Below are 13,506 nucleotides of genomic sequence, written 5' to 3'. Positions count from 1 at the left end.
AATGAACTTTAATTTTTTATCTCCTGTTTCAGATTCGGTTTTAGCACATAACGAGCTACTATCAGCTCAAGCACTTGGCAGAAAACTTAAAATTCATTCTATTCAACACGGAATTCCAGATTTAGATGGAGTGCAAATAGCAATAATTGGCGTTTTAGAAAACAGAAACGATGTAAATTATATAGGCGAAGAATTTCAAATAAACGAAATTAGAAAATCTTTTTATGGCCTATTTCCTGGTAGTTGGAATACCACGGTTGCAGATTTAGGAGATATTGAAAAAGGCGAAAGCGTTCAAGACACCTACTTTGCTTTAAAAGAAGCTATTTGTTTACTGGTTAAGAAAAAAATTATACCAGTAGTTTTAGGCGGTTCTCAAGACTTAACCTATGCAAATTACAGAGCTTATGACGATTTAATCCCGATGGTTAATATTGTAAATGTAGATGCGCAGTTTAATCTAGGAGATTCAACAAAACCTATTAAAAACAATAGTTTTGTAGGTAAAATTATTTTAGATCAACCTTATAACTTATTCAACTATTCAACAATAGGCTATCAAACTTATTTCAATTCGCAAGAAGAAAAAGATTTGATGGATAATTTATATTTCGAATCTTATAGGCTAGGAACAGTTTCTAACGATATAACTGTCGTAGAACCCGTTTTAAGAGATGCTAATATAGTTAGTATAGACTTAAATTCGGTAAAAGGCTCAGAGGTTAGCTCCAAACAAAAATATTCTCCTAACGGTTTAGATGGTAAAGAAATTTGTGCCATAGCACGATATGCTGGCATAAGTAATAAAGTATCATCATTTGGAGTTTATGAATATAAACCATCAAAAGACGATGAGCTTACATCAATGCTCATAGCGCAAATATTATGGTATTTTATTGAAGGCGTAAACTATAGAGTTAATGACGACGATTTTTCAAATGAAAATAGCTTTATAAAATACATTACATTAGTTGACTCTCAAGAACTTATTTTTTATAAGAGTAATAAAACAGGAAGATGGTGGATTGAAATCCCTTTTTTAGCAAATGTTAATAATAAATTAAAAAGACATACGTTATTACCATGCATGCATCAAGATTATATTGATGCTTGTAACAATAAGGTGCCAGAACGCTGGTATAAAGCGTTACAGAAGAATAGTGTTTAAAAAAGACGTGTAGGTTGAACTACCAATTTCATCGGTGAAATGCTATTTTTTCACGATGAAATGTTATTTTTTTAGACAAAAAGTTGTTTTATTAAAAATATATAAATATGTTTACGCTCTCAAAAACGAAGCTTAAAATAATTAACCTCAAGTTTTCTATGGATATTAAGAAGTTTATATTACTAACCACACTATTTGCAATGTTAGCAAGTTGCGGCTCTAAAGATAGGGGCGAACTAGTTGGTGTTCAAGGAAAAAAATGGCATCCAGAAAAGCCTTATGGTATGGAGCTTATTCCTGGAGGCGCATTTATAATGGGTAAAGCAGACGATGATTTAGCTGGTGTAAATGATGCACCATCAAAAACAGTAACTGTAAGAGCCATTTATATGGATGCAACAGAAATAACAAATAGCGAGTATCGTCAATTTGTTAATTGGGTAAGAGACTCAATTGTAAGAATGAAATTAGCTGTTTTAGCTGATGAGGTTGGTTTAACCCAAGCCGACGAAGGTACTATTGGCGAATTTGCTTTTAGCGATGCCGATCCAGAAAACATGACCGTTTACGAAAAATACATGTACGATAACTATACAGGTTTAGGTCCAACGGGTTACGAAGGAAGAAAAATAAATAAAGATGTAGATTTAATTTTCGATACTACAGAATATTTAGATGAGTATTATGCCGAAGTTATGGATACGATGTACTTACCGTTAGAAGAATCTTATAACGGGCAACGCACCTGGGATGTCACTAAATTTAAGTTTCAATACAGCCATATGGACATACAAGAAGCTGCAAGAAACAGAGGGGTAAAACGTAAAGATGTTATTATAAAAGAAGAAATTGAAGTATATCCAGATACTACTGTTTGGATAAGAGACTTTGCATATTCTTATAACGAGCCAATGCACAACGATTATTTCTGGCACGATGCTTATAGCGATTATCCAGTTGTTGGAGTTACCTGGAAACAAGCAAAAGCATTTTGCGAGTGGCGAACAATTAATAAAAACGCTTACCAAAAATCTAAAAAAGGAGCACAATTAGTAAACACATTTAGGTTACCATCTGAAGCAGAGTGGGAGTATTCTGCAAGAGGAGGGTTACAAGCAGCAACATACCCTTGGGGAGGGCCTTATACAAAAAGTGATAGAGGCTGCTTTATGGCAAACTTTAAACCAGTAAGAGGAGATTATGCTGCAGACCAAGCATTGTATACAGTAGAAGCAAAATCTTACGAGCCTAACGATTACAACTTATATAACATGGCAGGAAACGTATCAGAATGGGTAAACGCCTCATACGATCCGTCATCATACGAGTATACATCAAGTATAAACCCTAGCGTTAACGACGAAAGTAATAAACGTAAAATTGTAAGAGGAGGCTCTTGGAAAGATGTCGCATACTTTTTACAAGTAAGCTCAAGAGATTACGAATATGCAGATTCTGCAAGAAGTTATATAGGATTCAGAACCGTTCAAGATTATATGGGGACACAAGTAACAAAAAACGGTAACTAAAAATTTAATCCAAATCAATAAATAATAAAAACTATTAATTAACCTACTTAAGTAAGAAAAAAACCTACTTAAAATTAAAAACCGAAAATTATGGCAAAGTCAAAAGCAAGTAAGAAATTCATGAATATGGCGTACGGATTAGGAGCAGCAATTGTAATTGTTGGTGCACTATTCAAAATTATTCATTTCGAAATTGGACCTTTAACAGGTAACGTTATGTTAACTATTGGTCTTGTAACAGAAGCAATTATATTCGCATTATCAGCGTTTGAACCAGTTGATGATGAATTAGATTGGTCTTTAGTATATCCAGAATTAGCAGGAGGACAATCAACAGCTAAAAAAGGCGGAAACGAAGATGCTCAAGGCTTATTATCACAAAAATTAGATAACTTATTAAAAGAAGCTAAAATTGATGGCGAATTAATCTCTAGCTTAGGAGAAAGCATTAGAGGTTTTGAAGGCGCTGCAAAAAACATGTCTTCTACTGTCGATTCTATTGAAGCATCAAAAAAGTATGGTGAAGAGTTATCTTTAGCAGCAGCTCAAATGGAATCATTAAACAGTTTATATAAAGTACAATTAGATAGTGCTAGTAAACAACAATCTATAAACGAAGAGTCTGTAGAAAATGCAGCAAAATTAAAAGAGCAAATGCAATCTTTAGCGTCTAACTTATCATCATTAAATGGTGTATATGGAGGTATGTTATCTGCAATGAATAAATAATTAGGAGGTTAGTATAAATCCCAAATTACTATTAATTAACCAAAAAAACCTAATTTAAAATGGCAGGAAATAATTTATCACCAAGACAGAAGATGATTAATCTGATGTATTTAATATTTATAGCAATGCTAGCTTTAAATATGTCTAAAGAAGTGCTTTCGGCCTTCGGATTAATGAACGAAAAGCTTACAGAATCAAACGAAGCTACAGAAGCTAGAAATGCTAGTTTTGTTGCTAGTTTAAATGTTAAAGCAGAAGACCAACCAGAAAAGTACAAACCTTTAAAAGCCAAAGCAGATCAAATAGATGCCTTAGCTCATAAATTTGATGATTATCTAGAAGATTTAAAAGGAAAAATGACCGCTAAACTAGATGATCCTACAGATTATGAAATTATGGATAAAGGCGATTACCTAGACCAAAATTTCTTTAAAGGAGATAAGATAAAAGAAGACGGACAAGAATTTTTAAATCAAATTAACGGATTTAGAGAAGGTGTTGTAAAGATTTTATCTACCGAAAAAGGTATGGAAGGTATCATTAAAGAAGTTAAAGAGAAGTTTAGTACCGACCAAGAAGTAAACAGAGACGGTATAAAAGTAGATTGGTTAGATTACCACTACAAAGGGTTCCCTTTAGTAGCATCTTTAACAAAAATGACACAACTTCAAGCCGATATTAAAACGACCGAGTCTGAAGTTTTATCAAACATGCTGCAAGGTACATTATCTAGCGAGGTATCTATGACAAACTATACAACCTTAATGGAAACATCAAAATCTGCCTACTTTAATGGAGAGCAATTTGATGGACAAATCGTTTTAGGTCGTAAAGATGCATCTACAAAGCCAAGTAGAGTAGAATTAACTCTAGATGGTAGAAAACTTACAGAAAAGCAATATGTTATTGAAGATGGTAAAGTAAAACTGAAAATAGGAACAGGTGGCGTTGGAGAGCATAGAATTGAAGGTAAATTAATATTTGCTCAAGATGGAGAAGAAATTGAAGTGCCAGTAAAATCTTCATTCGCAACAGTTGCTAAACCAAACTCTGCAACAATATCTGCAGATAAAATGAATGTGGTATATAGAGGTGTAAAAAACCCAATGACAATTTCTTTTGCTGGTGTTCCAGATAACAAAGTAACAGCTAGTGCTCAAGGTCTTTCTAGAGCAGGAGGTAGTAAATATGTAATGGATGCTTCTAGAATTAAAGGTAGAGAGGTAACTATTAACGTTACAGGTACATTACCAGATGGTAAAAAAGTTAGCGATAATGCTAAATTTAGAATTAAAGATTTACCAAAACCAACAGGAACCGTAAGAGGTGAAGATGGAGCAATTAAAATGCAACGTAATAGCCTTAAAATATCTACTATTGGTGCTAAATTTGATGATTTTGATTTTGAATTACCATTACGCGTTTCTGGATTTAAATTTAAAGTTCCGGGACAACCAACAATAAATGTTAGAGGAAACAAGTTAGATAGTAGAGCGCAGAAAGCATTAGCTAAAGCTAAACGTGGATCTGGAGTTCAAATATTTGATATAGAAGCTAAAGCAAGTGGTGTTAGCGTTATACTTAAAAAAGTATCGCCAGTATTTGTTGAGCTTACAAATTAAAATAAACTATTAGAGATGGCTTTTTATAGTAAGCCATCTCTAATAATTAGAATATAAAATAAAATTAAGATGAACGTAAAAAGTTTTTTATTAACCGTTGCAACAGTTTTTACAGCATCTAGCATGTTAGCTCAAGCTAATATACTTAATGCTAAAAGCCCAGAGGAAATTGGCGTAAGAACTGAAGCCCAAAAGGCAGTTGACAATGATAAACCTTTAGAATATGGTTATGTTGATGATAGAGATATTCTGTTTTCTAAAATGGTTTGGGAAAAAGTAGTTCTTGATGAACGTGCAAACTTCCCACTTTACTACCCTATAGATACTAATAATATTGGTAGCGATAGAAGATCGTTGTATGATGTGTTAATGAAAAACATTAAAAACGGAAACATTAAAAATCTTTATGATGATTCTTATTTTACAACAAAACGTACTTTAAAAGATATTGAATCTGCATTAACAATGGTTGATACTACCGAGTTAGGTATCGAGCAAATTAATGCTGGCGAAGCATTATCTCCAGAGTATATTAATACTAGAAGCATTACTGCTGCCGATATTAAAGAATACCATATTAAAGGTCTTTGGTATTTTGATAAACGACAGGCAGAAATGAAATATAGATTGTTAGGTATTGCACCTGTGGCGCCAGATGTTAACTTTATTGATGATGCTGAGCCAGATTTAGTGCCTTTATTCTGGATATTTTTTCCAGATGCTAGAGCAGTTTTACACGAGGCAAAATCGTTTAACAATCAAAATAGTTCTATGCCATTTTCATACGATCATGTGTTAAATGCTAGACGTTTTCAAGGTTATATTTTTAAAGAAGAAAATGTACAAGGCGATAGAGCAATTTCAGAATATGTATCGCAAAACGCTTTAATGCAGTTACTTGAATCTGAAAGAATCAAGGATAAAATTAGAGATTTTGAATTGGATATGTGGACTTATTAAACCATAATAATCATAAAACAAAAAACGCTCACTTAACAAAGTGAGCGTTTTTTGTTTATTTAAAATTAAATAGATTGTTAGTAATAGAAACGGCAAATTAAAATCTATTTATCTTCGCAAACAATTATGCAAGTAGATTATATTATAGTAGGTATTGGAATTGCTGGTATTAGTTTTTGCGAGCAGTTAAGAACGCACGGTAAAACTTTTGTTGTTTTTGATGATGAGTCGCAACAATCATCAACCGTTGCTGGAGGTTTATATAATCCTGTGGTTTTAAAGCGGTTTACATCGGTATGGAAAAGCTCAGAACAATTAGAGGAAGCTTTGCCATTATACCAGTCTATAGAAAAAAGATTAAAGGTTAAGTTAGATTATAAAATACCTGTTTATAGAAAATTTACTTCGTTAGAAGAGCAAAATAATTGGTTTTCGGCTTCAGATAAGCCGTTGTTGTCGGGCTATCTTTCAGAAAATATTATTAAAAATAACAATGATGCTGTAAATGCAAATTTTGGTTTTGGCGAAGTGTTAACAACAGGAAGGATTGATGTTAAAACCATGATTGAGGCTTATAAAACAGACTTGTTAAAAGATAATTTGTTAATTGAATCGTCATTTAATTATACTGCGTTACAGTTGCATGAAGGACGTGTTAACTATAAAAATATAAAAGCAAAACATATCGTTTTTTCTGAAGGTTCTGGTGTTAAACATAATCCTTATTTTAATAATTTACCTTTAAAGCCAGCTAAAGGCGAGTTAGTTACTATTTATGCTCCTCATTTAAAAATTAATTATGTTTTAAAAGCTGGTGTGTTTTTAATTCCATTAGGAGACGATTTTTATATTGTTGGAGCAACTTACGAATGGAAAGATTTAACATATAATATTACTAATAAAGCAAAGGAAGAGCTTTTAAATAAACTTAAAAAACTTATAAATTGTCCTTTTAAGGTTGTTAATCAGGTAGCTGGTATAAGGCCAACCGTTAAAGATAGAAGACCTCTAGTTGGTAGGCACGAAAAACATAAAAACATATTTATTTTAAACGGGCTTGGTACTCGTGGTGTTATGATAGGGCCTTACGTTGCTAAGCAGCTTTATAATTTTATTGAAAACAATATGGCTCTTGATACAGAAATTAATATTGATAGGTTTATAAACAATACTTAACAGGTTGTTATTTTACAAATGGTATTAAAACTTACTTAAACGGTTATGCCTGCGTTAAGGATTGTAATGAAAAGCCCACAGCCGAGGAACGAGGCGAGGACTTGTAATGTAAAGCCTGACCCTTTAGGGTAACGCCCAAAATTTTATTTTTTTCTTAAAGATTTGTCGTAACTCATAAAAAAGTTAATCCAAATGTTTCTTGATAAGCGCATTATTACTGGCATAAATATAACAAGTGTGCCAACTATAGAAATAAAAATATAATTAAGTCCGGCATTAAAAACAAAAAAGCTAATTACAAAAGCAGCTACAGCAAAAGCAATACCAACAGCATAGCTAACATACATGGCGCCGTAAAAAAAAGAAGGCTCTATTTTGTATTTAGTATTACAATTGCTGCATTTTTCGTTCATGCTTAGCGCTTCAGATAAAATATACGGATTCTTGTTGGTATACATAGATTCCTCATGACATTTAGGGCATTTGCCAGTTAAAACGCTATATAGTTTTGTGCCTTTTTTAAACATATAAATTAGTGTACTTTTGCATGCAAATTTAACAATGCTAAATTACTGTTTTAATAATTAGGCAATGTTACAAAAGTTACATTTTTATGATGAATATTCATAATTTATCGATTTCTTTTCAAGGCGAATATTTGTTTGAAGATATTACCTTTAAACTTGGTAATGGCGATAGAATTGGGTTAATAGGAAAGAACGGAGCTGGTAAATCTACAATGCTTAAAATTTTATCTAAAGAAATGGAGCCTGATACCGGGCAAATTGCTGCAGATAAAGAGCTTAAAATAGGTTTTTTAAAACAAGATATTGATTTTATTTTAGGCAGAACTGTTTTAGAAGAATCTTACGAGGCTTTTACAGAAATAAAAGAACTCGAAGCTAAAATGGAAACAGTAAATGCCCAATTAGCAGAGCGTACAGATTATGAAAGCGAGGCTTATAATCAATTAATGATTGATATTAATGAGTTGCAACATCAATACGAAATTCTGGGCGGGTATAATTATCAAGGCGATACCGAAAAAATACTTCAAGGTTTAGGCTTTAAGCGCTCAGATTTTAATAAACTTACCGATACGTTTTCTGGAGGTTGGCGTATGCGTATTGAGCTGGCAAAGCTCTTACTGCAAAGTAATGATATTTTGCTGTTAGATGAGCCTACAAACCATTTAGATATAGAATCTATAATTTGGCTTGAAGGATTTTTAAGAAATTATGCTGGCGCCGTAGTTATTGTGTCGCACGATAAAATGTTTTTAGATAATGTTACTAACAGAACTATTGAGATTTCTTTAGGACGTATTTATGATTATCCTAAACCCTATACAAAGTATTTAGTACTACGAGAAGAGTTAAGAACCCAACAGTTAGCATCACAAAAAAACCAACAAAAACAAATTGAACAAACCGAAAAGTTAATTGAAAAATTTCGTGCTAAAGCATCAAAAGCAACAATGGCACAATCGCTTATTAAAAAACTTGATAAAATTGATAGAATAGAGGTTGATGAAGACGATAATAGTGTAATGACACTTAATTTCCCTGTATCTATAACGCCAGGAAAGGTTGTAGTCGAGGCTAATAAAATTTCTAAAAATTATGGAGATAATCAGGTTTTAAAAAATATCGATTTACTAATAGAACGCGATAGCAAGACCGCTTTTGTTGGGCAAAATGGCCAAGGAAAATCTACACTAGCTAAAATAATAGTAGGCGATATTAAACACGATGGGATTTTAAAGTTAGGGCATAATGTGCAAATAGGATACTTTGCACAAAACCAAGCAGAATACCTTGATGGTAATAAAACGGTACATGATACCATGATTGATGCTGCCAATGAAACCAACCGAAGTAAAGTACGAGATATTTTAGGTTCTTTTTTGTTTAGAGGCGACGAGGTAGATAAGTATGTAAGAGTATTGTCTGGTGGCGAACGTAACCGATTAGCTTTAGCAAAGTTAATGTTACAACCATTTAATGTGCTTATTATGGATGAACCTACAAACCATTTAGATATTAAATCTAAAAATGTGTTAAAAGAGGCTTTAAAACGTTTTGAAGGTACATTAATACTAGTGTCGCACGATAGAGATTTTCTTCAAGGTTTAACAAATTTAGTTTACGAATTTAAAGATCATAAATTAAAAGAATATTTAGGAGATATTGATTATTATTTAGAAAAACGCAAAGTTGAAAGTTTAAGAGAGGTTGAAAAACGAACTGTTGTTAAAGAAACGCCAAAGGTAAAAAAGCAACAATCATACGAAGATCAAAAAAAGTTGAAATCTTTAAATAATAAATTAAGTAATGTAGAATCTAAAATTAATGAATTAGAGCGCGATATCAAGAATATAGATTTTGAGCTTGAAATTAATTATGAAGAAATTACTGCAAAACCCAATTTCTTTAATGATTATCAAAAAAAGAAAGAAGAGTTACAGGACTTAATGGATAAATGGGAGGCTATTCAGCTAGAAATTGAACAGTTTGTCGATTATTAAATGTTAAAATTTTAAGCATTTCAGCGATAAAAATAGTTTTTCGTCTGATTTAGGCTTATATTCGTACAAGAATTAATACCAAATCAACCAAAAACATGAAGTCTTTAAAATTATTAACCATATGTTTCTTAATTACAGCATATTCGTTTGCAAACGTTTCTGCATCAGATAAGGACGCTTTAATAGCTTTGTATAATAGTACAAATGGAGCACAATGGAACTCCTCTTGGGATTTAAATACACCAGTTGATAAATGGTATGGTGTAAAAATAGAAAATAATAGAGTAGTAGAAGTTAATCTACAATTTAATAATTTAAACGGAAAGCTACCCCAAGAAATAGGAAACTTAACAAGCTTGAAAGTTTTAAATTTAGGTTTTAATAAGCTAAAAGGAAATATACCTACATCTTTAAAGAAATTAAAGGCATTAACCGCATTAGAGTTGTTTATGAATGGGTTTGAAGGCGATATACCTTCTGAATTAGGAGAGCTAAAAAACTTAGAATCGTTAAAGTTGTATAGTAATAAACTTACTGGAGAAATTCCTAGCTCGTTAATGGGGCTAACCAATTTAAAAGAATTGTTAATGGGAAGTAATTTTTTAACAGGAAGCATTCCTACAGAGATTTATGCCCTATCAAAATTGCAAAAGCTTAGTTTAATGGATAATAAAATGGATGGCGAAATTCCTGTAGAGATAGCACAATTAAAAGATCTAGAAGAGTTATTATTATCTACAAACCAATTTAGTGGAGATTTACCAAAAGAGTTTATGAACTTAACAAAGCTAAATACAATGATGGTTAGCGATAATAACTTAAACCAAGAATATATTAGTGTATCTGGAAAAAATCCTCCATCATTAATGCAGTTAGAGTTACAAAATTCAACAGCTACGATGGATATTGAAAAAGAGTAAATAGAGTTTTAATAAATTTAGTTAATTTTAGAGCCATTACTACATTAGTAATGGCTTTATTAATTTAGGTAAATAATAAGTAGCGTGTTGTTTTATATATTCTTAGTTTCTAGAAGCCTATTTCTATACTTTTAAACAGTTTTATAGTTAAGTAAGAGGTTTATGTTGAAGATTAAAAAGTATACTGTAACCCAATTTAGATAGTAATTTAATTTTTATTTTGTAACTAGCATATTTTCAGTTGTATAGTTAGTATTTGCAATATTTTCTAATTTTATTCTTGTAGAAACCAAAAAGGGTTGTATATTTGCAGTCCGAAATAATTTTATCGGCATTATGAACCGAAAGTTAAAAGCTAAGTAAATTATTTTAGATAATATATCGCGGGATAGAGCAGTAGGTAGCTCGTCGGGCTCATAACCCGAAGGTCACTGGTTCGAGTCCAGTTCCCGCTACTAAGTAAGAGTTAACAGCAATGTTAGCTCTTTTTTTGTTTAATAACTTATTGTAATACAATGTTTTAATAAAAATCTACTTTTTAAGCATTGTATAATACTATCAAATAAAAGGCATACAAAAAGGTAACCATTCTCAAAAAAAAAGGTAACCATTGTATTTCATCTTCCTTTATTCTTTAAAACCTTAATAAAACATGGAATTATTAAAGCTAACTATACGCTTTATTATTGCAAAGAATAAAACCAGAACAGATGATAAAGCACCATTATTTTGTAGGTTGACTTTTAATAAAAAAAGGAAGCAATTTGCAACTGGTCTTTTTGTGAGTTCTAAATCTTGGGATAGTAAAAAGCAACTTGTTAAACAATCAGAAGAAGAATGCAACTACATTAATACCCAGCTTACTTTAATTAAACAAAAATTGCAACAGGCTTCTTTACTATTACGAGTTAAAGAGGATGTGTTTGATGTTGAGGATATTTATTTAAAGTATAAGGGAGAAAATATAAACAAAGAAAAAACTTTAATGGAAGTATTTAAAACTCACAATGAGAACATGTCTAAACTTATTGGGAAGGAATATACCAAATCAACCTATTATAAGTTTAAAGAAGCTAAAAATCATCTCTCTAACTTTTTAAAATTTAAATATAAGCGTAATGATATTTTGTTATCTAAGATTACATTAAAGTTTCTAGATGATTTTGATTTCTATTTAAAGTCAGAATTAGGACATAAACAGATTACCATAAATAAATCTATACAAAGATTACGTAAAATAATAAAGTTAGCTCTAGCTGAAGGTTATCTACAAAAAGACCCTTTTATTCTTTATAAACCTAAAAGATATAAGGTTGAAGTAGTATATCTCAGTTCTGATGAATTAGAAAAGCTAGAGAAACATGATTTTTCCTATAATTTAAGATTGGAAAGGATTAGAGATTGTTTTGTGTACTGCTGTTATACAGGCTTAGCATATGCTGAAATGAAAGCATTAAGTGAAGAACATATAATTGAAGGGTTTGATGGAAATAAATGGATTAAAATGTTTAGAAAAAAGACAGGTAGTCCAGTTAATATTCCTCTTTTACCTAAAGCTATTTCAATTCTTGAGAAGTACTATCATGAAGATAGATTACTACCTGTTGTCACCAATCAAAAATTTAATTCCTACTTAAAGGAAATAGGAGTGATTTTAGGCTTTAAAAAGAAATTGACACACCATATTGCCAGAAAAACATTTGCAACTACTGTATTGCTATATAATGATGTGCCAATGGAAATTGTGAGTGAGCTTTTAGGTCATTCTAAAATGACTATTACACAAAGACATTATGGAAAAGTGGTCCAGCAGAAAATTAGTGAAGAAATATATCGTCTTCAGAAAAAACTTAAAAATAATTAAACCATAAATGAAAATTTATTAATTTTGTTTTTAAGTATTAACATACTACTTCGAATTTACTTTTTGCTTCTTCTTGAAGCACAATGAGTTTTTATATTCCTTATCCCAAGGAATTTTTACGAGTTTTTATAATTTATTACTAATCCTAAATTCTATAAATTATGTTAGAAAAGAAAGGATTTGGCTTTATAGAGCCAGAAAGTTGTATTGATGATGATTTAACAGTACAAGAGATAGATGAAAATGATGAAGTTTCTGAAGTAAAAGAGATTTCACTTTATGACTTTAATAAAACAAAAGAAGAAAACCTTCAAACAGGTGTAAAATATTTATTAATTCCAATAAGTAGTGATGGTTTTGGTAAAGTTGAAAATGAACAATTATTAAGTGAGTTCACTAAAATTGTTTCCAATGAAGAAGAATGGCTAGATTATAATAATGAAAGCGATTTACTCGTAGTTGATTATGCAACAATGTTTGGATTAAGACTTAATCGGTTTAAAAACTATAATAGTGACTTTTTTTCATGTGATGAAAGAGTACTATTTGAATTTTTAGTTATGAAATTCAAATATTTTGGATTTAAGCCTTTCTATCTCTCATTTGCAACAATTACTAAAGAAATGGGAATCAAAATAGATAGAGCCACTTCTATAATAAAAAAATTCAAAGGATTGGGTTTTTTGGAATCTGAGGTAGTCAAGTCATTGATTGAAGGAAAACAAAGACAAGTTACTTATTATTGTCTTCATACGAATATAATTATTAATCTACTTCCAAAAATTTACTTAGATGAAGAAACAGAATGGGATATTAAACATGATATTGAGAAGTATCTAAAACCCAAAGTAAAAAGAAGTAAAACATTAAATGATTCAAAGAAAAGTCAAATGCAATAGTAAGATAAGAGGGACAGAAATGTTCCTCTTTTTTTATGCAATAGGTTTTCATCAATGGATTTCCCATCATTAAAGATTACTTATTTATATAAATTAATTTTCAAAGTAATAC

Annotated in this window: 11 protein-coding genes and 1 tRNA gene; 11 read left to right on the top strand and 1 reads right to left on the bottom strand. The window is 31.0% G+C overall.

The genetic code is table 11. The features are described 5' to 3' along the window. Nucleotide 1 precedes the first annotated feature (1 nt). The 6 genes from ACNG5D_RS15310 to ACNG5D_RS15285 all read left to right on the top strand — a co-directional run bounded on the left by ACNG5D_RS15310 (nucleotide 2) and on the right by ACNG5D_RS15285 (nucleotide 7,184). Nucleotides 2-1,168 carry a formimidoylglutamase gene (locus tag ACNG5D_RS15310; protein WP_418184407.1) on the top strand — a complete coding sequence of 389 codons (1,167 nt, stop codon included), beginning with the start codon at nucleotides 2-4 and terminating at the stop codon, nucleotides 1,166-1,168. Between the two features lie 164 nt (nucleotides 1,169-1,332). After that, entirely contained in the window at nucleotides 1,333-2,697 is a 1,365-nt protein-coding gene (gene porK, locus ACNG5D_RS15305; protein ID WP_472249519.1) for a T9SS ring complex lipoprotein PorK/GldK, read from the top strand. Between the two features lie 90 nt (nucleotides 2,698-2,787). Beyond that, complete coding sequence (gene porL / locus ACNG5D_RS15300) at nucleotides 2,788-3,426, top strand: type IX secretion system motor protein PorL/GldL (protein ID WP_418184405.1); 639 nt, start codon at nucleotides 2,788-2,790, stop codon at nucleotides 3,424-3,426. A gap of 59 nt (nucleotides 3,427-3,485) precedes the next feature. After that, on the top strand, nucleotides 3,486-5,048 hold the full coding sequence (porM, locus tag ACNG5D_RS15295; RefSeq protein ID WP_418184404.1) for a type IX secretion system motor protein PorM/GldM: 1,563 nt from the start codon (nucleotides 3,486-3,488) through the stop codon (nucleotides 5,046-5,048). 69 nt (nucleotides 5,049-5,117) lie between these two features. Next, on the top strand, nucleotides 5,118-6,008 hold the full coding sequence (gene porN, locus ACNG5D_RS15290) for a type IX secretion system ring subunit PorN/GldN (RefSeq protein ID WP_418184403.1): 891 nt from the start codon (nucleotides 5,118-5,120) through the stop codon (nucleotides 6,006-6,008). Nucleotides 6,009-6,134: 126 nt separating this feature from the next. Beyond that, on the top strand, nucleotides 6,135-7,184 hold the full coding sequence (locus ACNG5D_RS15285; RefSeq protein ID WP_418184402.1) for an NAD(P)/FAD-dependent oxidoreductase: 1,050 nt from the start codon (nucleotides 6,135-6,137) through the stop codon (nucleotides 7,182-7,184). Nucleotides 7,185-7,327: 143 nt separating this feature from the next. On the opposite strand, the gene ACNG5D_RS15280 is transcribed toward ACNG5D_RS15285, so the two are convergent. Further along, on the bottom strand, nucleotides 7,328-7,711 hold the full coding sequence (locus ACNG5D_RS15280; RefSeq protein WP_418184401.1) for a DUF983 domain-containing protein: 384 nt from the start codon (nucleotides 7,709-7,711) through the stop codon (nucleotides 7,328-7,330). Nucleotides 7,712-7,797: 86 nt separating this feature from the next. On the opposite strand from ACNG5D_RS15280, the gene ACNG5D_RS15275 reads away from it, so the two are divergent. The 5 genes from ACNG5D_RS15275 to ACNG5D_RS15255 all read left to right on the top strand — a co-directional run bounded on the left by ACNG5D_RS15275 (nucleotide 7,798) and on the right by ACNG5D_RS15255 (nucleotide 13,394). Beyond that, entirely contained in the window at nucleotides 7,798-9,711 is a 1,914-nt protein-coding gene (locus ACNG5D_RS15275) for an ABC-F family ATP-binding cassette domain-containing protein (protein ID WP_418184400.1), read from the top strand. 95 nt (nucleotides 9,712-9,806) lie between these two features. Then, nucleotides 9,807-10,631 (top strand): leucine-rich repeat domain-containing protein, encoded by an 825-nt coding sequence (locus tag ACNG5D_RS15270; protein ID WP_418184399.1) that lies wholly within the window; start codon nucleotides 9,807-9,809, stop codon nucleotides 10,629-10,631. Between the two features lie 382 nt (nucleotides 10,632-11,013). Further along, nucleotides 11,014-11,086: transfer RNA gene (locus ACNG5D_RS15265), tRNA-Met, on the top strand. Nucleotides 11,087-11,283: 197 nt separating this feature from the next. Beyond that, nucleotides 11,284-12,495: a site-specific integrase gene (locus ACNG5D_RS15260; protein WP_418184398.1), complete on the top strand. Its 1,212-nt coding sequence runs from the start codon at nucleotides 11,284-11,286 to the stop codon at nucleotides 12,493-12,495. A 161-nt stretch (nucleotides 12,496-12,656) separates the two neighbouring features. Continuing rightward, nucleotides 12,657-13,394, top strand: coding sequence for a hypothetical protein (locus ACNG5D_RS15255; RefSeq protein WP_418184397.1), 738 nt, complete (start codon nucleotides 12,657-12,659; stop codon nucleotides 13,392-13,394). Nucleotides 13,395-13,506 lie beyond the last annotated feature (112 nt).

The sequence above is a fragment of the Algibacter ulvanivorans genome (assembly GCF_048381495.1).
Classification (GTDB): domain Bacteria; phylum Bacteroidota; class Bacteroidia; order Flavobacteriales; family Flavobacteriaceae; genus Algibacter_B; species Algibacter_B ulvanivorans.
Note: the sequence above shows the minus strand (reverse complement) of the source record. Positions and strands in the feature narration are given on the sequence as shown.